The organism is Paenibacillus sp. GCM10027630, assembly GCF_042676305.1.
In the GTDB taxonomy this organism is placed as follows: Bacteria; Bacillota; Bacilli; order Paenibacillales; family NBRC-103111; genus Paenibacillus_S.
In genome coordinates this window covers 1-21773 of the sequence record NZ_JBHTGY010000046.1, presented here as the reverse complement: position 1 = coordinate 21773, position 21773 = coordinate 1, and the positions used below count along the sequence as shown (strand labels likewise).

Here is a 21773-nt window from a genome sequence, read left to right as displayed (position 1 = left end):
ACTTGTGGATTACCGATTTGTGGGGAAAACAGGCTTGAAGGTAAGCGAATTATGTTTGGGTTCCATGACTTTTGGAGCTGCGGCTGACCGGGAAGAAAGCTTCCGGATTATGGATCGCTATACGGAAGCAGGCGGGAATTTTATCGATACGGCTAACGTTTATTCACAAGGCTTGTCTGAAGAAATTGTGGGTGCTTGGTTAAAGGAGAAGAACAGGAATGATTTCGTTGTAGCTACTAAGGTTCGCTTTGGAATGGGTGAAGGGCCTAATGATATGGGCTTAAGCCGTAAGCATATTCTAGCATCCGTTGAAGACAGCTTACGCCGATTAGGCACTGATTATATTGATCTGTTTCAAGTACATGCGTGGGATGCTGCGACTCCGCTGGAGGAAACGCTCAGCACGCTGAATGATCTCGTTCGCAAGGGCGTAGTCCGCTATATCGGTGCAAGCAATTATAGAGCGTGGCAGCTGCAAAAGGCGATCTATGTGTCCCGCCAGAACGGCTGGGAGTCCTTCGTCTGCCTGCAGCCGCAATATAATTTGCTATGCCGTGCAACGGAGTATGAACTGCTGCCTTTATGTGAGCATGAGGGAGTAGGCGTTATCCCTTGGAGTCCGCTGCGCGGCGGCTTGCTGAGCGGTAAATTCAAGCGCGGGGAGACTCCGCAGGAGAATACCCGGGTTGGAGCTAACAAAGCCGTGTGGGAGCGCTACGATAATGAATTCACATGGAACATTATCGATACGCTTGGTGATATTGCCAAAGAAACGGACAAATCGTCGGCACAGGTCGCTTTGAATTGGATGCTGAGCCGCAGCGTCATTACCTCGCCAATTATCGGAGCGAGAAATGTTGGGCAGCTCGATGACAACCTGGGAGCGAGCGGCTGGTCATTGACGGAGGAACAAATACACCGTTTGAATGATGTGAGCGAACTGCCAGTTAGCTATCCATACGATCTGGCAGCTGAAAATCAGCAGCGCAGAGGAAGAGTTGCGGAAGCTGTCAGATAGGTTGTTCGGAAGACAAAAAGGGTTGTGGCATTATGCCTCAACCTTTTTTTTGGAAGAAAGTTTAAGTGCTCTACAGCGCTAAATAGGGAATGCCCTTTCTAATGTTGCTTAAGTCATGGAGCGAAAACGGATGTTCAAAGGTTGCTTTCATTGTAAAGGAGACCAGGATACTCTTACGGCTGCTGAAAGAAAGACGATAGATGGAAATCCTCCCGTTAATCCAGCCTGGATATCGTTTGAACTCATTCTAACTGGAAAAACTCCTGCTAATCTAGGCAATAGGGATGAGATCAGCCAAAATCCTTAGAATTAGCATGAGAAATTCCAGTTATAGGGCTTGGAACGCTATTTTTTGGGAAAATAGCGTGACATTTTCCTGATAATTGCGTGGGGTTCGCTGGGCTCCTATGCCATGGGGTGTGGGGTGGAGGAGCGATAGCGTCCGCCCTGGTCGTCACCTCCGGTGACTGCTCGGGCATGCAACCTGCCTTGAAGACCGTGTTCCTCCCGCTGCAAGCCTTCCATTCAAAGGAACACGACTTCAACAGCGGCCGGAATCCCACATCCATCGCTCCAAACGCACAAACGTAAATTGTACACCAAGGACGCCGCAAGGCGTTTTTCTTATTCTGTATTTTTCTTATACAGCCTTTGATTTATAGGCAACAGTTTGATTGCGACCGTTCCTTTTGGCAATATAGAGGGCTTGATCGGCACATTGAATGATCGACTGGTCCAGGGAAGAATGATGTGGATAGGAGGCAATGCCAAGGGAAACTGTAATGGGTTTGCCTGTCGGACTGCTTTGAGTCTCCAGTTTTTTTCGCAATGTTTCCGCTGTTTTATATGCATGTTCGATAGAGAGATCCGGCAGCAGCACAACAAACTCCTCTCCCCCAAACCGGCAGCAGTAATCTTCCTTACGAGTTACGGAAAGTACAACGGCAGCCAAATATTTCAATACTTCATCGCCGGTCTGGTGACCATAGGTGTCATTCACGGCTTTGAAATGATCAATATCTAGAGCAATAACGGAGAAGAGTCTATTTTGCCCAGTCCAATCGGCTAAACATGCATCCATCGTCCGGCGGTTGGAAAGTCCTGTCAAAGGATCGGTTTGTGCCTCATGGGAAAAATTGTCGACACGTTGCTGTAAAGTATCCATAGTTAATAATATAGTCTCATTCAAGTGATAGGCCTCGTAATTCCAGTGCACAGCTTTGGGCAGATCTGACACGCGGCTGCCGCTAACCAGCTTTTGTGCGGTTTCGGCTAAGGATGAAAAAGGAGCGGCGAGCATTTTGCCAAGCCATAAAGTAACAAGGAGGATAACAAGAAATAAAGGGAGTGAGATCAGAACTACGTTCTTAATCATTATTTCCGATTCGGCCGTAACAACCTCAATAGGGGTTTGAACGACAATTCCCCATTCATTTTCACTGGAATCGGCGTATCCTGCCAAGAAAGAAGCTCCTTGCGTATTAACGACTTCCTCATGCCCTTTATAACCGTCGGTTAGTTTCTTTACTATTGGATTGCTTAAGACGTTTTCGCCTAATCGCGTTTTATCCGGATGATACAGTAGAGTACCTTCACCATCTACAACGTATGCATAAGATTTGGACGCTGTAAAGGAGCCGAAAATACTGTTGAGAATATTATTTTCCAGCAAGTATATCGTACCTCCAACATAACCAATGTACTCCCCCAATGAGCTATAAACAGGATGAGTCATAAAAATAATCAGCTTGTTGGTGCTCGTCGTGAACGGAGGAGAAATGGTCGGTTGGCGGAGTTCTAATGCTCGCAATGATGCTTCGGAAGTGAGCTTGGGAGTAGTTGCTCCTATCGATGCAGGTGATACGTTCTGAACCGTAGAGTCTTTATTTACAAAAAATACCGAGTTAAAATAATTAGTACTCTCTAAAAATAAATCAAGGTCCTTTTGCAGGGAAGCGTGGGCATTTCCTTGTTTGGCTATATGCTCCGACATCACGCTTAAACTGTGTTTCATGGATTTGAATAAAGTGTTCATAGTGACGCTCATTTTTTGGGCCGATTCATAATTTAGCGCAAGAGTGGTCTCGTATAAAGAGGCTTTTTCGGCCTTGTAGGCGGCCATAATTTGAACGATGGAGGTTCCCAAAATAGAAAGGAAGACCAGCCCGGTTATAAGGTAAATAAGACGTAGGCGACGGAATTTTCCTCTCATATTTTATCCTCCAAATCCGTACAAGAATTATGACAGCATCATATTATTACATAATTCGACGAAAAATGACAAAATCCTCTATTTGAAAGGGACTATATTCCTATTTTTGTGATATTTAGTCTCATTTTTTTTGCATCCATATTTTTAATGTTTCTTCAATCCCTTTCTCGAATGGAGTTGCAGGTATAGTCCCTATTCGCTTACTGTATTTTTCTCCACTAAGGATGAGCGGCTCTTTGGTAAGGTACATAATTTCAACGACTTCCTTCATAAGAGGATCGAATAATCCCAAGAGGCTAATCATGCTTTTGCCAAGCGGAATAACCATTTTTCTATAACCGGTTACTTTCCTGGCGATGTTCAGTATTTCTCGTCCACTAATAGCTCCAGGTCCCGGGATATTCCAATTTTCCCCGTACGATTCGTCCCGGTCAGCTATCTCGATAATCATTTTCGCGGCATCCGGTAAATAAACATATTCTCTCGGTGTGCTGAGATCACCAATAAAAATAGAGGTCTTATTAGCAGCAATGCCTTGCAAGGTAGGATGCAGATAGGCATTTTGAGAGGTTGGCCCGTAGTAATCGGGTAAACGTACAATGAGAGCCTGGGCATGCTGCCATTTTTTATTAAATATTAGCTTCTCAAACTCCACACGTATTTTCCCCTTATTTGTGTGCGGATTTTTGGGGTGATCTTCTGTAACTCTCGTCATCTGTGATCTGCCATAAACATATATGCCGTCTACAATAACGATCTTTTTACCAAGGTGATCAGCCGCCTTCATTACGCTTTCGCCAAGAGGAAGAAGCTGGCTTGCCATTTCTTGATATTTGACATTAGCGCTTTGAAAAATAACATCGACATCCTTTGCAGCGGCAATAATATCATCGGGATTAAAAACATCGCCTACAGCAGCTTGCAAAAGCTTGGGATTTCCATATTGTGCAGCTAGCTCACGCAATTTACTTTGAGAGCGGCCAAATGCGATGGTTTCTACTCCTCTGTTTAATAATTCTGCAACTAATGCTTGACCAGACCCACCGGTCGCTCCTAATACTAAAGCTTTTTTCATTTGTGAAAACCTCCATTGTTTTATTGTTTTAATATATAGTGATCAATCAATCACAACATATGATAAAAAGAAACGAACCTGATTCACAGAAACCGATTCGTTGTCTTGGTGCTACTTTTGTTTCTTGTGCTGCGGCTTCATTTCCGGCATATCCAGAACCGCGGCAACATGGCATAACATCCCGTTGGCCATAAAACTGCTTACCGCGACTTCGGGATCCTCGATGCCTGATTCCCGAAACCGTTCTAGCACAAGCGTCCTCACTTTGCTCAATCCTTCTCGTACTGTTTGCTTAATTGGTTCTTCGCGAATGCCTTGGGCTTGAACCTGCAGAACAATTTCATGATGATGAGTGAGCATCAACTCTTCATAGACGATGATCATCTTATGCAAAAGCTCGTCTGGGGAAGCTTTTAGCTGCATGAAACAATTCAGCGTACGCTCAAAAGCTCGCTCCAGTGAGGCAATGAAGAGCTCCTGCTTGTTCTTGAACAATTTGAACACATAGGGCTGAGAAATGCCGACCTTCTCGGCTATTTGCGCGGTTGTTGTGCTGTAATAACCGTACTCTGCGAACACGCCTACAGCAGCTTCCAAAATTTCTTCACGGCGTGATAACTGTGTTGGGCTGGCTGTCTTATCCAAGGTCGATCGTCGGGCCATAAAAGATTCCTCCTGTTGAAACGGAAATACTTAATTAGTGATTGATCAATCACTATTATAGACGTACTCATTTATAATAGCAACTGGCAATTTGGAATTAGGACCCATTAGTGTGGCTTCGTTAATTCCGGGGAACATAGTGCGAGTTTATTTGTTCATATGCTATATTTAAATCATGAAGCAAAGGTATTCATTCAACCAAGCAACTATATTTTAGGAAAAAAGGGGCCCAATTATGCCGCAGCTTAACGTTAGAGGGATTTCTGCCGACCAAATAAATGCTATTAGTAAGCCAATGATAGAGGAGCTTGCGCTGATCTGTGAATGTGGATCGGACAACTTTACGATTGATTGTATACAGACGGTATCGGTATTTGAGGGTCAGAAAGTCGATACATATCCTTTTGTTGAGATTGCATGGTTTGAACGGGGAACGACCATAAGAGATCGTGTTGCACAAGCGGTCACTCGGCATATCCATTCCATTGGTGTTAAAGAAGTGGAAATTGCTTTTAAGGTTTACCGCGAGGATGGTTATTACATCAACGGAAGACGTTGCGATTCACTGTAAAGCAGCCTCCTAAATATTGGGGGGATTCGAAAATATCCGCCTAACCTTGACAGCGTTCCATTGATTGTCAGGGTTATTTGCGCATCCCGTAAAATAATACTGCAAAGAACAGGGTACATGCGGAAACCAATGTTCAGCTTCGTCCATATACTGCATGATCAGGATGATGAAAGGATGTGGATACTTTGAAATACATGGAGGCCTTAAAGTTTTTGATGGAAAATAAGCAAATGCAGAAAATGTTTAAAGACATGGAGAAGACACATAAGCAGATGGAGGGGGTTCTAAAAAAGGCTCAAGCTATCAAGGACAAGAGTAAGAAATGAAGTCTTAATTGATGTATGGCAAACATTGCATTAGTGGAATGGGGGAGTGTTAGTAGCTTAGCCATGGCTCTACTTTTTTTCATGAAAGGTATCATCCCAATGCTTGCTCTTCCAAACACTTCCAAACTCTGATAAATTAATATCACAAACAAGTGGCCGATCGATTCCTATCTGCTGCCCGATCAGGAGGTTCAATGGATGTACAAGCTAATATTGGTGGAAGATGAAGAAGATGTCAGGGAAAGCGTCGTACAGGAGATCGACTGGGCGCAGTATGGGTTCGAGGTCGTGGACAAGGCGGAGAATGGTAAAGAAGCGTTGGATATGATCGAAAGATGGCTGCCGGATGTCGTAGTGACGGATATCAAAATGCCCTTTATGGACGGGATGCAGCTGTCGGAATGGATCAGGGATAAGTATCCAACCACCAAGATTATTATTTTGACTGGCTTTGATGAATTCGAATACGCGCAAAAAGCTGTCAAAATGCATATAGACGAATATGTTTTGAAACCGTTTTCAGCCGAAGAGCTTATCCATGCATTAATCAAGATCAAGCTGCTGTTAGATGAAGAAATGGCGCAGAAGGAAAATGTCCAAGCTCTGCAGGAGCATTACCGACAAAGCCTGCCGGTCCTTCGCGAGGTATTTCTTGCTTCACTAATTAATCGGAGATTAAGAGGATCGGAAATTGAGGAAAAGTCTCTGAACTATAACGTGAATTTGCAGGGACGCAGCTTTCTTCTGTCTGTACTTAGCATCGACAATCCTGAATGGCAGGAGGACTCCGCTAATAATCAGCAGCAAGCGCAAGCTCGTAATCAAGCTGCCTCACAATCCTTGAAGTACTCGAAGGATAATGAGCTCAAATGGTTTGCGGTATTAAATATTTCCGAGGAAATATTTAATAGGGTTAACCAAGGATTGGTTTTCCTCCATCATGATTACATCGTATTACTAACTGTTGATGGCGATGCAGATCGCGAGTCAGTGATGAAAAGAACGTTAGCCATTCTTGATGAGATTCGCCAAAATATAGAAAAATATTTGAAATTTACCGTTACGCTAGGTGTCGGTACGGTAACTGAGGATATTACCAATATTAGCTATTCGCATAAGGATGCGATTTTTGCATTGGATTATAGGCTTATTCTTGGCAACAACCGGGTGATTTGCATCGATGATGTAGAGAAAAGGTTTGTGGAGAAGCTTCGCTTTGATGAGTTAAAGGAGCATGCGCTAATCCGCTGTATCAAGGTCGGCACACTTCAGGAGCTAAGAGAAATTATCGAGGATCTGTTCCATGGGATCGCGGACACGCAGGTTTCTATTAAGGATTACCAGATTTATTTGTTAGAAATATTAACTGCCATACTGAAGGCTGCCAAAGCCGCAGATATTGATCTCGATGCGACATTAGGCAGCGATTTCAATCCATTTGCGGAAGTTAATCAATTTACGAATCTGCAGGAAGCCAAGCAATGGATAACAGGACTTTGCAGCAAATTAATGAATAATATTGTCAGTGATCGGCAGTCCGCATATAAATCTTTAGTGGACAAGGCTAAGGAGTATACGCGGTTGAATTTTCAGGAAAGCGATATATCCATCACCAAGGTGTGCCAGTATTTACATATTAGCACGGGCTATTTTAGCGGCATTTTCAAGAAGGAAACGAAGATGACGTTTGTAGGTTATTTGATGCAAATCCGGATGGAAGCAGCCAAGGAATTGCTGCGAACGACAGATCTGAGGACATTGGACATAGCGGAGCGGGTTGGTTATTCAGAACCGAACTATTTCAGCTTTTCCTTCAGGAAGCATGTCGGCGTGTCGCCCAAAGAATATCGAAGCAGCTCCAGAGATGGTTAATGGAGGCGATACACGATGCTATTCAGTCTAAGAAAATGGCTGACTCGCCTTTTGAACACGTGGAGAGGCAAAAGCATTCAGTTTATTTTGACGGCGTCTTTTACTTTGATCACTATTTTGGTGATGCTGTGTGTTAGTGTCATTTTGTACAATAAGTTCTCACAGACCGCTGAACAGAATACATTTCTAAGCAACCAACAGATTGTGGAGCAAGTTAGCTATAATCTGGACATCTATTTAAAAGGCATGACTGAAGTGTTCGAGCTGGCTGATGAGAAGATTCGTAGAAGTGAGGGCATCCCTAACGACAAATTGGTTGAGCAGCTGAATACGATTATGGATACGCGTCAAGATATTGTTTCAATGGCGTTATTTACTAGTCAAGGAGAGCTTGTTACCGGATTGCCAATGAAAGAAATGCGCAGCAACACTAAATTGACAGAGCAAAGCTGGTTCAAGAACGCGCTGGAGAATCCCAACCATCTCTCTTTTTCGCTTCCGCATATTCAGAATTTATACAAGGGCCAATATACTTGGGTTGTTTCCATGAGCAAAGGCATTACGATCACTCGCAATAACGAAACGATTCAAGCGGTTGTCATGATAGATGTCAATTTTAAGACGATAGATGATCTGTGCAGCAGGGTAAATCTGGGGAAAAAGGGATATGTCTATATTATTGATGAATCAGCGGGAAATATGATTTACCATCCGCAGCAGCAGCTCATTTACATAGGATTGAAGTATGAGAATGTAGAGCAAGCGTTGAAATATACATATGGCAGCTATTTGGAGGAATCCAGCGGGGAGAAGAAGCTGATAACGATTAAGACGGTAAACAATATCGGCTGGAAAATTATTGGCGTCTCCTATATGGACGAAATTGTTACAACACGCAAAGAGATTGGCTGGTTCATTTCCTGGCTGCTGCTGATAGTGCTGCTGTTTGTACTGCTGATTTCCGCATTTATGTCGGCCAAAATTTCACAGCCCATCAAACGGCTTGAGAAATCGATGCGTAAGGTGGAGCAAGGCGAGTTCGATATTCATACTGCTGTACGCGGGGATGACGAGGTCGGAAGGCTGTCCCGTCGCTTCAATTTCATGGTCGCCCGTATCCGGCAGCTGATGGAGCAAAGTGTTCATGAACAGGAAGCGAAGCGGAAAAGCGAGCTGGAGGTGCTTCAGTCACAAATTAATCCGCACTTTCTGTACAACACTTTAAACTCGGTCGTTCGGATGGCAGGCAGTGGTAAAAGCGAGGATGTCATTACAATGATCACCTCCTTGTCGAAGTTTTTTCGCATATCACTCAGCCGGGGTAAGCATATCATTACGGTTCAAGAAGAATTGGAGCATATCCGCAATTATTTAGTGATTCAGAAAATTCGATACAAAAATAAATTTGAGTACGAAATTTCAGCAGATGAAGAGGCGCTGTCCTGCTATACGTTAAAGCTGATTTTACAGCCGCTTGTGGAAAATGCGATCTATCACGGAATCGAAATGATGGCGGACCCGGGGCATATTTCCATATCGGCACGTATTGTTCATGGCAAGCTGCTGTTTGAGGTTCGTGATGATGGACTGGGGATTCCGGAGGGGAAGCTGAAGCAGCTTTTGACGGGTAGTGTGAGGTCTGATGAAGGCTCTGGTGTCGGTGTTAAAAATGTTCATGAGCGGATTCAGCTGAGCTATGGTTACAGCTATGGTTTGGAGGTTGAAAGTGAGCTGGAGGAGGGAACAACCGTAAAACTCTGGATTCCACTGATCAAACAAGAGGGTGAGGAGGGAGGGCTATGAGAGCGTTGGAGGTATACATGATTAGAAAAAGGGCTTATTGTATGCTGGCGCTGATTGGCTTGATCCTCCTCCTTTCTTGCTCAGCGAAGACAGAGGTTGTTACCACTCCAGAGACTAAGAAAAATATAGCGCTTGTCGTCAAAATGCAGACAGGTGATTACTGGAAAACCGTACGGATGGGTGCAGAGGCTGCTGCCAAAGAATTTAATGTCAATCTGAATGTACTGGAGCCTAAGGATGAGGAGGATGTCAGCGGTCAGATTGCGTTAGTTAACGAGTCGATAAATGCGGGAACGGCCGCACTGGTGCTTGCTGCCAACGATTATAACGCGTTAGCGGAAGTAACTGAACAAGCAGCGGGCCAACGAATTCCGGTGATAACGATCGATTCCGAAGTAAACTCCTCCAAGGTGCGCAGCTTTATCGGCATAAATAATTATGACGCGGGGAGAAAGGCGGGGCGCAAGCTGATTGAATTGACTGGGGATCATAGTCGGATTGCGGTTATGAGCAACGGGAAAGACTCGCGAAACTCCGTCCAGCGCGAACGGGGGCTGATGGAGGAAATCGCTCAATATCCGGATGTTCAAGTGCTGAAGAAAGAATATTGTTTTTCCGATAAGAAGCTTTGTGGCGATCAGACAAGAAAAATAATTGAAGAGCATTCGAAAATTGATGGAATCATCGCGTTAAATGCGATTTCCTCACTTGGAGTGGCTAATGAGATTCAGAAGCTAGGTTTGGCTGGAAAGGTGAAGGTAATTACATTCGATAACACTCCGGAGGATATCGAATTTCTGCAGGAAGGCGTTATTCAGGCGACCTTAATCCAAAATCCATTCAGTATGGGTTATCTGGGTGTAAGGTATGCAGTAGAGGCGCTCGGAGGAAAGAAAATACCGGAGTTTATAGACACTGGCACCAAAGTGATTGACCAGGAAAACATGTTTTGGTCGGATAATCAAAAGCTTCTGTTCCCATTTGTAAAATAACCTTGTCGGCCTGCAAGTCTTGGCTGCAGGGTTATTTTTTTACACATCAAACACAGCAGGATATTTATAGAACAGATGAGAATATTGCATGTGAATGTTTCAGCATATCCATGATAATAAGTGATGTAAGAAAGAAACAATAAAAAAGTTAATCGGAGGTCATAACATGAAAAAGATAGTTTCCACAATTATCGCAGCAGCGTTAATTACTACGATTGTAGGTTGCGGTGCCAAGACAGAGACAGCCGTTCCTACCACGGGTGCAGCGGCAGGCGGCGCCAAAACAGAACAACCGGCTGCAGCTAAAAAACCAGTAGTAGGCGTGGCCATCTATAAATTTGACGATACCTTTATGACGGGGGTTCGTAACGCTATTTCCACAGCAGCCGAGGGTAAAGCACAGGTTGATATTGTAGACAGCCAGAATGCTCAGCCTACACAGAACGACAAGGTAGATTTGTTTATTACTAAGAAAGTGAATGCGCTTGCTATTAATCCAGTAGACCGCACAGGTGCTGGCGTTATCATCGATAAAGCGAAAACAGCTAACATTCCGGTTGTATTTTTTAACCGCGAGCCTTTGGCTGATGACATGAAGAAATGGGATAAGGTTTACTATGTTGGAGCGAAAGCGGAGCAATCCGGTACGATGGAGGGCCAATTAATAGTGGATTACTTCAAGGCACATCCGGAAGCCGACAAGAACAAGGATGGCGTTCTGCAGTATGTTATGTTGAAGGGCGAGCCGGGGCATCAGGATGCAGAGCTGCGCACCAAGTTCTCGATTAAAGCGATTGAGGATTCCGGCATGAAGGTGGAGAAGTTGGCTGAAGATACAGCGATGTGGGATCGCGTAAAAGGCCAGGAGAAAATGGCCGCCTTCCTGGCAGCCCATGGCGATAAAATCGAAGCCGTAATTACTAACAACGATGATATGGCGCTCGGCGCAATTGAAGCTTTGAAAGCAAAAGGCTACTTCAAGGATAATAAATTTATCCCGGTTGTAGGTGTTGACGCAACAGCACCTGCCTTGAAAGCATTGGAAGATGGCACACTCCTCGGAACCGTATTAAATGATGCGAAAAACCAAGGTAAAGCGACTCTCAACCTGGCAGCTGCATTGGCAGCAGGCCAAACACCTAATAAAGATAATTCCGGTTACGAAGTAACGGATGGCAAATATGTGTGGGTACCTTACAAAAAAATCACCAAAGAAAATATGAATGACGCCAAGTAAGGGGGGAGGTCGCTAGAAGTACGGTGAAGGTAGGCCGCTACGAGTCTGAATCGTTCTTCCGATCGCTGTTGTCCCCGGATTTCCTTGATTATATAAAAACTATAGCTGTAGAAATCCGGGGACAAAGGCGAACGCTAGCGCTTCTACAGAACGACTCAGCCTCTCCGCTACGTGTTCACCGTACTTCTAGATTTAAGGTAAGAATAGAAAGAACAAGGCCAGAACAAGGCGAGGGGCAAGGGTTGCTGCGTTGTGCCCTTGCTTTTTTTCAAGCTTCATACCTCTTTAATGAAGTATCTCTATACAAGGAAAGAGGCGTATACATCAACATACGCAGGGGGCGTTACCATGACGGATAGCAGCTATGTGCTTGAAATGAATCAAATTTCCAAAGAGTTTCCCGGTGTGAAAGCGCTGGATAATGTTACATTGAAGGTTCGGCCTGGTACAGTGCATGCCCTAATGGGTGAGAATGGTGCAGGAAAATCAACGCTAATGAAGTGTCTGTTCGGTATTTATAAGCCGGATGCAGGCGAGATCCTTTTGAACGGCAGCAAGGTGGAGATGAACAACTCGAAGGATGCGCTGGACTTGGGCGTTTCCATGATTCATCAAGAGCTCCATCCTGTACCGCAGCGCAATGTAATGGAGAATATTTGGCTCGGGCGTTTTCCCACGAAAGGGTTCGGGCCTTTACAATGGATCGATCATAAAAAGATGTATGAGAATACGGAAAAGCTGTTTAAAGAGCTGAATATGGATATTAACCCCAGCACGCTTGCGGGGAATATGTCCGTATCCAAGCTGCAATCTTTGGAAATTGCCAAAGCGGTTTCCTTCAATTCCAAGGTTATTATTATGGATGAGCCGACCTCCTCTCTTACAGGAAATGAGGTAGAAGCGCTCTTCAAGATTATTGACCAGCTAAAAAGCCGCGGCGTTTCCATTGTGTATATTTCTCATAAAATGGAGGAAATTCTTCGTATTTCGGATGAGGTTACAATCATGCGTGACGGCAAGCTCATAGGAACCTGGCCGGCTGCTGAGATGACAACGGATTTGATCATAACCCGGATGGTAGGACGGGATCTTGGACAGCGCTTTCCTGAGCGGACGAATGTTCCAGGAGCTGTATTGTTGAAAGCTGAAGGACTCTCCTCACCGCATGAAAAGTCATTCCAGAATGTATCCTTCGAGCTTCGCAAGGGAGAAGTACTTGGCATCGGAGGGCTGGTGGGAGCGCAGCGGACCGAGGTTATTGAAGCTTTGTTCGGCTTAAGAGCATTGGCTTCAGGCGCGATTAGCATTCACGGTAAAACAGTGCGGATTAAATCTTCGCTTGATGCAAAAAAGCATAAAATTGCTTTGCTGACGGAAGAGCGCCGTGTGACGGGAATATTTCCTGTTCTGTCCGTCTATGAGAATGGGGTCATTGCCAACCTGGACCGGTATATAAGTCCTCTTGGTTTTCTGAATGAAAAGAAAAGCAGAGCTGAGGTAAGCAGAGGCGTTGAGCAGCTTAGGACCAAGACTCCTACCGTCAAAACATTGATTAAGAACTTGTCCGGAGGAAACCAGCAGAAAGTGCTGCTTGCCCGCTGGCTGCTAACCGAGCCGGATATATTGCTGCTTGATGAGCCGACACGCGGAATTGATGTCGGCGCCAAGTTTGAGATTTACTCGATCATTGCCGATCTGGCGAAGCAGGGTAAAAGCATTATCATGATCTCCTCTGAAATGCCTGAGCTGCTTGGGATGTCAGACCGCATTATGGTGATGTGCCAAGGCCGCCTCTCCGGTATTATCGATGGTAAAGAGGCGACAGAAGAGCATATTATGCGTCTGGCGACAAAATATATGGCATAGCGATCATGATTTCTACGAGTAGCATGTTTCTTACGATACCCCAGGGAGGCCGTTTTCGATGAACACAAAAAGTGCCAGTAGTTTTATAACGCAGTATGCGATCTATATTGTTTTGTTTGTTCTTGTGCTAGGAATTGCCGTATCGGACCCGCGGTTCCTCTCGGTCGATATTTTACGTGATATCTTACTGCAAAATTCAACTCGCGCGATCATCGCACTTGGGATGGCGTTTGTACTTATTACAGGCGGTACGGACCTTTCAGCAGGTCGTGTCGTTGGGCTGTCGGCGGTTTTATCAGCATCCATGCTGCAAATCAGCGATTATCCACGGCGTTTTTTCCCAGACATGCCGGATCTACCGCTATGGGCTCCTATCGTAATCGGGATTTTGGCGGGGATGGTTATCGGCTTGCTTAACGGGTGGATTGTTGCACGGTTAAGTGTGCCTCCATTCATTGCAACCTTAGGCACGATGGTTATCGTGTATGGGGCAAACTCGATTTATTTCGACCTGAAGCCTAACGAATCCCAACCGATTGCCGGTCTTAGAAAAGATTTTACGAATCTTGGCACAGGATTTATTGGTCCGAATGGGCCTTATTCGATCCCCTATATTGTCATTATAGCGCTTATAGTAGCCATCGTTGTGTGGATCGTTTTTAACAAAACGAGGCTTGGCAAATACATGTACGCTATCGGAGGTAATATCCAGGCAGCAACGGTTTCGGGGATTAATGTAAAAAGCAACCTGATGAAAATTTACGCTTTTGCAGGTGCGCTGTATGGTCTTGGGGGAGTGCTGGAAGCAGCGAGAACCGGAGGGGCAACAAACAACTACGGGAATATGTATGAACTAGACGCGATTGCAGCTTGCGTAGTGGGTGGAGTGTCTACGGCGGGCGGGATCGGAACGGTACCGGGTGTGTTGGTTGGCGTATTGATCTTCGGTGTTATCAACTACGGACTTACCTTCATCGGCGTTAGTCCCTACTGGCAGCTGATCATTAAAGGCCTGATCATCGTTGCAGCCGTTGCATTCGATATTCGCAAGTACTTGGCGAAAAAGTAAGTGCTGCTTTAAACAGCTGACGATAAAGGGGCTGTCCCAAAAGACATTTTGAGACAACCCCTTCACCATTTTATCCTGAATAGATGGTTGCAAAAGAGCCCTCAATTCCACATTAATAATTGAAGGCTTTTTTGCACATTCTTGTGTATTCTTAGTGATGAATAAGATGAGGTCGCTTTTCAGCGCGTACTCATCGCGGGTATCAGGTTCGTGGCTCATGGTNTCATGGTTCGGTTACGGCATTGCATGGCAGTCTGGCGCACTTCGTGCAATTATCAGGAAAATGTCAAGTTAGTTACTCCGAAAATAGCGTTCCAAGTCTTATAGCTGGAATTCCTCATGCTAATTCTACGTATTTTGGCTGAAATCCACCATATCCCCTCTATGTAGAGTTAGTTTTTCCAGTTAGATTGATTTCAGGCAATATCCACGCTGGATTAGCGTTACAATTTCCATCTATTTTCTTTCCTTCTGCAGCCGCCCGACAAATCATGGTCTCCTCTAGATTGAAAGCAGCCTTTGAACATCGCTTCTCCCCCCATCACTTAAGCAACATCCAAAAAGCGGCCGGACTCATTTTTGGATGTTCAAACCCCCCACTCTGAGGGGAATTTCCCTACAAAAAAGACGCTTCCATTTCCGCTTACATAGTGGTTTTGGAGGCGTATTTGTTCATAATTTGGGACTCTGATTCATTCACTGATACCCTTTTGGGACAGCCCCTTTTATATTCGGATAGCGGGAAGCAGCTATGTGCTTAAAAGGTCCTGAACGGAACTGAAAATTCCGTTATTTCATCTGCCGCCTCCCATTTAAGACCATAGCGGAAGTTGGAATTCCGCTATGTGGGGCGAATGGTGAGTCCTAAGAACAAAACAGAGAAATAACGGAAGTAGTAACTCCGTTATTTCTCTGTTTTGCGTGCTTTTTATGCCATAGCGGAATATTACTTCCGCTAATGCTGGGAAGAGCTCTAAAACGAAGCTCCGCTAACCGCAACCACTGCAGAACGCGGTTTACCGTCGCCAAAGCGGTGTGGCCAAGTGCTAGTCGGAGCATCTACCTCCTCGGTCGTTTCACCCGGGTGCTTAACGGTCATAAACAAAGTCCGTTCGTCAGGAGTAAAGCTTAGGCCGTCAAGTGCCGCATCATAGGGGGCGGAAGCGAACTGCCGTGTTTCCTTAGTCAAGCCTGACGATGGGATCACGTACAATCCGTTGTTTTTGAATTCTGCCCAAGCCCCTTTATTGAGCTTTTTGGATGAAATGTCCGTTACAACCCAAAGATTTCCGTTTGCATCAAAGTTTAGGCTTCCAGGTGAGCTAAATCCGCTCTGAGGACCGCCAACGGCAAAAATCTCATAAGTGAACTCGGCAGCTCCTAAATTGTTATTTTGCTCAAGAAGGCGAATAATTTGACCATGTAGGTTTCCGCGCTGGTCATTATTTGTATAAGAGATGAACAAGGTATGATCGATTGGACTTATGGTTAACGAAGCAGGGCGGTCGGAGGGGGTCGCTCCTAATAGCAAAGCAGCTTCACGAGCGTATACATGTACATCAGCCTGCTCTTTAAATAAGGATGCAAGGGCTTCGCGTGTCAGATTCAGTGCAACAGGCACCTCATATTGGAGATCCTCAAGCGATTGTTTTACAGCCTCGATCGTCAGCTCCACCCAACGCCCAGTCACTTTATTCGCAGCATAAAGCGATCCTTCGTTCAAGAGCATGGAATTAGCTTTGCCTCTAGCCGGATCGAATTTATGTGTGCTGATGAACTTATAGACGCATGAATCATCAGCATCTTCCCCCATGTAGACGACTACTTTGCCATCTGTGGTTAGTCCCATAGCTGTATTGCCGTGATGGAACCGTCCTAGTGCTGTATGCTTCTGAAGCTTTCCTTTCGGATCGAAAGGATCAGCCTCTACGACCCAGCCATAATGAGTAAGATCAAGGCCAGTGCTTCTACAGGTGGTTTCAAATTGATTTTCGCAAGTAAGAACCGTGCCCCATAATGTTTTTCCTCCAGCCCGATTGGCGAAAGTACCTTGAACCCTTGTAGCATTATGAACTGCGCTTGTTCCGCGAGCGGGCCCCGTCAATTCTGCGGAATCCAAGCCTGTAATACGGCGGGAATAGTCAGAACCCGTATCCAATTTCCAAGCGCCGCTTACATTGCGGGAAACCTTCAAGACGGAAGCGCCTTGGTTATACAATAGCGATTGTTTTTGCATCAAGCTCAATTGCTCGTTCTGTTTAATGCCGTCGAGCCATAATTCGTTCATGGATTCGTGATTGATCCAGAGAAGCCCTTCTACATTCGAGCCTTCGATTGGGAAAAAGGCAGTATAGCTGTTGTTATACCCGAATGTATCGCCTTTGGCGTTGATTTTGTCCCCATATGCCGCTATGACCTCGTATTTGAAGCCCGATGATAAAACGAGATCATCACTGGCGGTGGCTGTTTCTTTAGTTGGGTTGAAGGTATTGGAGACCTTGATTGTTTTAAAATCGAACAAAGCTTGATTTGATTGTGCGGCTTCCGCTTTTCCCCCGAATGATCCCAAGCCGACAGAGGCGGCAGCAAAATAGGCTGTGCTTGTCCCAAGATAACCAAGGAATTTGCGGCGTGATAACTTCATCTTTTCATCCATCCCAAACCCTCCATAGTAAAAAAAAATGTATGTAAAATAAAAATAATTGTATAAACCCACAGATGATTCTACGATACCATAAATTTGACGATAAATGACGAAAAAAACAAATATTTTATAATAAAAGGATACAATGTATTCAATAATCTATGGTATCTTTATCATAGTGAAAAATTACGAGAAGAGGCGTCTATGTTAAGCTTCGTTGCGGCCGTACCGGAAGATGAGTCTTTTTTGTTCGAGCTGTATGCTAGCACAAGATACGAGGAACTAACGAGCTGGGGCTGGAATGCTTCTGAGAAGGAATCGTTTCTTCAAATGCAGTTTGAATTTCAACGGCGAATGTTTCATACTCAGCATCCTGATGCGGTAATACGTATTGTATGTGCAGATCGGTGCAGGGTAGGACGAGTTGTAGTTGCCGATAGGGCAGATGCCATCTATGTAATAGATCTGTCGTTATTTCCCCAATATCAGAATCAAAGCATCGGAACGACGTATTTGCTAATGCTGCAATCTGAGGCAAGGGCCTGTGGAAAACCCATTCGATTGAATGTGCAGGCCGCCAATAGAGCTTTGCGATTGTATCTGCGCCTTGGTTTTCGGATTATAGAGGAGCAAGGGGTATATCACACTATGGAATGGAGCCCCTAAATTTTGCAATGAAATAGTTATTAGATACAGGTAGAGAATTCATATCAGGGATAACATCCCGATAGAGCAGGAAGGGGAATAGTTATGGCACAACCGTTTGTGGGAGAGGTCCGCATGTTTGCCGGGAATTTCGCGCCGGCTGGCTGGGCGTTTTGCAGTGGGCAATTGTTAGCTATATCGGAGAACGAAGCTCTTTTTCAATTGATAGGAACGACTTATGGCGGCGATGGGCAAAGCACATTTGCTGTACCTGATTTACGCGGACGGATTCCCATTCACCAAGGGACTAATCCAAGCAGTGGATCGGCTCATACTCTAGGTGAACACGCGGGCAGCGAAGAAGTGACGCTTACTGTACAGCAAATTCCTGCACATACCCACGGGGCTAAGGGATATTCCAATTGGGGCAACACGAACAAGCCTGGCAACGCGGTATGGGCGAAGTCAACTCTGAATCAATTTTCCGATCAAGTGAGCTCCAAAGCCGCAATGAAAATCGGGGCTGTTTCCGATGCCGGAGGCAGCCAACCGCATAACAACATGATGCCTTATCTTGCGGTGAGTTTTATTATCTCGCTTTTTGGGATATTCCCTTCTCAAGGCGGAGGCGGAGGTACGGAGCCTTTCCTTGCGGAGATTCGATTGGTCGCGTTTAATTTCGCTCCAGGGGGCTGGGCTTTTTGTGACGGACAACTGATGGCTATTAACCAAAATCAGGCCTTATTCTCCTTAATGGGAACGACCTACGGCGGTAACGGACAAATCAACTTTGGTCTTCCCGATTTAAGAGGCAGGGCCCCTATACATGTTGGTCAGGGACATACCCTTGGTGAAAAAGGTGGGGAAGAGAGCCACACGCTAACGATTAACGAGATGCCTTCCCACTCACATGAACTCAAAGGAACGACGGATGCAGCTAATTCCTCAACCCCAGCGGGCAATGTCTTTGGAACAACGGCAGCCAGTTCCTATCACACTTCAGCTGATAGTCCTGTAGATTCCCAAGTTGTTACAACTGTAGGCGGTTCGCAGCCGCATAACAACATGCAGCCGTACATTACTTTGAATTTTATAACCGCAATACAAGGGATTTTCCCAAGCCGAGATTAAGAAGGAGGTATCCCAATGGCAGATCCTTTTGTAGGAGAAATTCGTATGTTTACAGGAAACTTTGCACCGCGTGGTTGGGCTATTTGTAATGGGCAGCTTCTGCCTATTTCTCAAAACACGGCTTTGTTTTCTTTGCTTGGCACCAATTATGGCGGTGATGGGAAGAGTACATTTGCGCTTCCTAATCTGCAGGGGCGAGCTCCGATGCATCAAGGGCAAGGACCAGGACTTTCAATATATGATTTAGGTGAGGCTGGGGGTCAGGAAGTGGCCCCATTAATTGCTAGTGAACTACCTGCACATAAACATGAGCTACAGTATGGTGTATCGACAGGTTCCAAAGAGAGTCCTAGCGGTGCTTTATGGACGGATGTGAAAGGCCGCAGACCCGTACATGCTTATGCCAGCGGAACTACATCGCTTACTCCAATGAATGCGGAAGCTATTCAAACGACGGGAAACAATGCTCCCCATAACAATATGCAGCCGTATCTAACGGTTACGTTTATTATTGCATTACAAGGGGTTTATCCACCTCGTAGTTAGAAATAGACTTAAATAGAAAGGAGGGTGTTCATGTGGAAGTCGTATCTCGTCCTTCGATTGTCAGCGCCCTGCTAAGACCGATATTTTTTCGATGGTTTAGTTTATTCTTTAGTATTATAGCGTTCACACTCTTACTTGCAATATTCGTACCTCTCCAAGCTTCGGCGGCTACTTTTATCGTTAATACTACTAACGATACTTCAGACAGCAATCCTGGAAACGGAGGATGTTCTGATAGTACAGGCGCTTGTTCGTTGCGGGCGGCTATAGAGGAAAGCAATGCGTCACCCGGCTCTGATACGATTCAAGTCCCCATAGGGGTCTATACACTAAGTGGCTTGGGCCAGTTGGAGATAAAAGGTGATGTTTCAATTGTAGGCGCAAGCGGGAATGTGAACGGAAACCCTGCTCAGACGATTATTCAAGCTGCCGCCACTCCAAATACGGCAGCGAATCGTGTATTTGAGATCAATCCAAGCTTGGACGACGTTGGATTTCAGGTTTCATTCAAGGCGCTGACCATACGCAACGGCAAAGCGCCAGACATTAACGGCTACGGCGGGGGAGGTATTGCCGGAGATACCGGCACGAGCACCATAACCATTGCGAATAGTATTATTGAAGAAAACATCGCATCCAATCACGGTTATGGCGGCGGAATGTACTTCTCCGGGAAATTGGGTGGCTCTGTAGTACTGGATCATACCATCATTCGTAACAATAGCGCAGGCACAACCACTCCACCCTACAGATCTAAAGGCGGCGGGGTCTATGTGGAAGGCGATGTAAATCTACAATTCAGTTATATAACCGTTGAAAATAACACTTCCTTCGGATTAGGCGGCGGGCTTGCAATTATACCTCAATCACAAGCAGCTCGTCTGATAACGATAAGCGATTCAACGATCTCCAGTAATAAAGCGAAGTCAGTGATACGTGGAGCAGATTCAGAAGGCAGAGGTGCCGGTATATATCTGAATTCGCCTGCAACGTTGACTAACACTGGCATTAGCGGAAATAATGCCGATGGCGATGGCGGCGGGCTTGTACTTGATTTCTACAATGGTGCTGTAGCTTTAAACAGCGTTACTATCGCCGGAAACGGGAACTATGGCAGAGGCGGCGGGTTATATATCAATGGTTATGCACCACCTGTTTTAACGGGTACAACCATTACAAGCAATACAAATCTGTCAAACAGCGCTGCCAGTGATGTAGGTGCGAATCCTGATTATCCCGATTTGAAGGTGACTGCCAGTCATACAGACAGTTTTAAGCAGGGGCAGACAGGTGCGACTTATTCTCTTACTGTACAGAATGCCGGGGCCGTTGGTAGTAATGGAACGGTAACGGTGACGGATACGCTACCTGCCGGATTAACTGCCACAGGAATGAGCGGTGCCGGTTGGAGTTGTGATCCGGGTAGTTTAACTTGCACGCGCAATGGGGCGTTGGCGGCGGGTCAGAGTTATCCTGTCATCTTGTTGACGGTCAATGTTGCGGCGGATGCGGCGGCCTCGGTTACGAATACGGCTGTTGTCGCTGGAGCTGGCATCGGGGAGCTCAACACCTTTAACAACAGTGCTATCGACGTTACAACGATTACTCAGAACCCGAATCTAAGTGTAGTTATGAGTCATACCGGCGATTTCAGGCAAGGTCAGACGGGGGCTGCATACACGATTACGGTAACCAATGGTGGTATGGGGCCGACAAGCAGTACTGTTACCGTGAGCGGAGCGTTGCCGGAAGGGTTAAAGGCCACGGCGATAAGTGGTACAGGTTGGACATGTGATCTCATCACGCTAATTTGTACGCGTAGCGATGCATTGGCGGCAGGTCAGAGCTATCCAGCCATTACGTTGACGATGAGTGTCTCGTCAAATGCAAGTGCATCGCTAACAAGCGGTGCAACGGTATCTGGTGGAGGCGATGTGAGCAGTGAGAATAACGCGGCCAGTGATCCGACCACAGTGGAACAGGTTGCAGACTTAGTCACAGCGGTCAACCACATCGGAAACTTCAGGCAAGGCCAGACGGGAGCCGAGTACACGATCGCGGTAACCAACGCTGGAACAGGAGCAACGAGCGGTGTTGTGACTG

At 45.7% G+C, this 21773-nt stretch carries 17 protein-coding genes and 1 pseudogene; 14 read left to right on the top strand and 4 right to left on the bottom strand.

Translation table 11 applies throughout. The features are described 5' to 3' along the window. The first annotated feature begins 4 nt into the window (after positions 1-4). Positions 5-1018, top strand: coding sequence for an aldo/keto reductase (locus ACFQ0C_RS22610; protein ID WP_379369822.1), 1014 nt, complete (start codon positions 5-7; stop codon positions 1016-1018). A 640-nt stretch (positions 1019-1658) separates the two neighbouring features. Here ACFQ0C_RS22610 and ACFQ0C_RS22605 read toward each other — a convergent pair. The 3 genes from ACFQ0C_RS22605 to ACFQ0C_RS22595 form a co-directional block, all read right to left on the bottom strand. Then, positions 1659-3230 (bottom strand): sensor domain-containing diguanylate cyclase, encoded by a 1572-nt coding sequence (locus tag ACFQ0C_RS22605; RefSeq protein WP_379369820.1) that lies wholly within the window; start codon positions 3228-3230, stop codon positions 1659-1661. A gap of 121 nt (positions 3231-3351) precedes the next feature. Beyond that, positions 3352-4305, bottom strand: coding sequence for an SDR family oxidoreductase (locus ACFQ0C_RS22600; protein ID WP_379369818.1), 954 nt, complete (start codon positions 4303-4305; stop codon positions 3352-3354). Positions 4306-4416: 111 nt separating this feature from the next. Then, positions 4417-4968, bottom strand: coding sequence for a TetR/AcrR family transcriptional regulator (locus tag ACFQ0C_RS22595; protein ID WP_379369816.1), 552 nt, complete (start codon positions 4966-4968; stop codon positions 4417-4419). Between the two features lie 235 nt (positions 4969-5203). Between ACFQ0C_RS22595 and ACFQ0C_RS22590 the strand changes: the two genes are divergently transcribed. From ACFQ0C_RS22590 to mglC, 8 genes are all read left to right on the top strand, one after another. Continuing rightward, on the top strand, positions 5204-5539 hold the full coding sequence (locus ACFQ0C_RS22590; RefSeq protein ID WP_379369814.1) for a DUF1904 family protein: 336 nt from the start codon (positions 5204-5206) through the stop codon (positions 5537-5539). 176 nt (positions 5540-5715) lie between these two features. Next, complete coding sequence (locus ACFQ0C_RS22585; RefSeq protein ID WP_379369812.1) at positions 5716-5865, top strand: hypothetical protein; 150 nt, start codon at positions 5716-5718, stop codon at positions 5863-5865. A 198-nt stretch (positions 5866-6063) separates the two neighbouring features. After that, a complete protein-coding gene (locus tag ACFQ0C_RS22580) occupies positions 6064-7737 on the top strand; it encodes a response regulator transcription factor (RefSeq protein ID WP_379369810.1) in 1674 nt (557 codons plus the stop codon). Between the two features lie 15 nt (positions 7738-7752). After that, on the top strand, positions 7753-9540 hold the full coding sequence (locus tag ACFQ0C_RS22575; protein ID WP_379369808.1) for a sensor histidine kinase: 1788 nt from the start codon (positions 7753-7755) through the stop codon (positions 9538-9540). After that, positions 9537-10532 carry a substrate-binding domain-containing protein gene (locus tag ACFQ0C_RS22570; RefSeq protein ID WP_379369806.1) on the top strand — a complete coding sequence of 332 codons (996 nt, stop codon included), beginning with the start codon at positions 9537-9539 and terminating at the stop codon, positions 10530-10532. The genes ACFQ0C_RS22575 and ACFQ0C_RS22570 overlap by 4 nt, the downstream gene beginning before the upstream one ends. A 166-nt stretch (positions 10533-10698) precedes the next feature. Further along, complete coding sequence (locus ACFQ0C_RS22565) at positions 10699-11769, top strand: galactose ABC transporter substrate-binding protein (protein WP_379369804.1); 1071 nt, start codon at positions 10699-10701, stop codon at positions 11767-11769. A gap of 348 nt (positions 11770-12117) precedes the next feature. Next, positions 12118-13635, top strand: coding sequence for a sugar ABC transporter ATP-binding protein (locus ACFQ0C_RS22560; RefSeq protein ID WP_379369802.1), 1518 nt, complete (start codon positions 12118-12120; stop codon positions 13633-13635). A gap of 58 nt (positions 13636-13693) precedes the next feature. Continuing rightward, on the top strand, positions 13694-14704 hold the full coding sequence (gene mglC, locus ACFQ0C_RS22555) for a galactose/methyl galactoside ABC transporter permease MglC (protein ID WP_379369800.1): 1011 nt from the start codon (positions 13694-13696) through the stop codon (positions 14702-14704). A gap of 973 nt (positions 14705-15677) precedes the next feature. Here mglC and ACFQ0C_RS22550 read toward each other — a convergent pair. Next, positions 15678-17360, bottom strand: coding sequence for a PhoX family protein (locus tag ACFQ0C_RS22550; protein ID WP_379369798.1), 1683 nt, complete (start codon positions 17358-17360; stop codon positions 15678-15680). A 192-nt stretch (positions 17361-17552) separates the two neighbouring features. On the opposite strand from ACFQ0C_RS22550, the gene ACFQ0C_RS22545 reads away from it, so the two are divergent. The 5 genes and pseudogenes from ACFQ0C_RS22545 to ACFQ0C_RS22525 form a co-directional block, all read left to right on the top strand. Then, complete coding sequence (locus ACFQ0C_RS22545; protein ID WP_379369796.1) at positions 17553-18014, top strand: GNAT family N-acetyltransferase; 462 nt, start codon at positions 17553-17555, stop codon at positions 18012-18014. Between the two features lie 84 nt (positions 18015-18098). Beyond that, positions 18099-18614, top strand: a pseudogene (locus ACFQ0C_RS22540) (phage tail protein); the annotation flags it as partial. Beyond that, the gene (locus ACFQ0C_RS22535) at positions 18600-19124 is read left to right on the top strand and encodes a phage tail protein (protein WP_379369837.1); all 525 of its coding nucleotides are present in this window, start codon (positions 18600-18602) and stop codon (positions 19122-19124) included. The pseudogene ACFQ0C_RS22540 and the gene ACFQ0C_RS22535, both read left to right, overlap by 15 nt. A gap of 15 nt (positions 19125-19139) precedes the next feature. Beyond that, a complete protein-coding gene (locus tag ACFQ0C_RS22530) occupies positions 19140-19670 on the top strand; it encodes a phage tail protein (RefSeq protein ID WP_379369794.1) in 531 nt (176 codons plus the stop codon). Positions 19671-19702: 32 nt separating this feature from the next. Then, on the top strand, positions 19703-21773 hold a 2071-nt coding region (locus tag ACFQ0C_RS22525), incomplete at its 3' end, for a CSLREA domain-containing protein (RefSeq protein WP_379369792.1).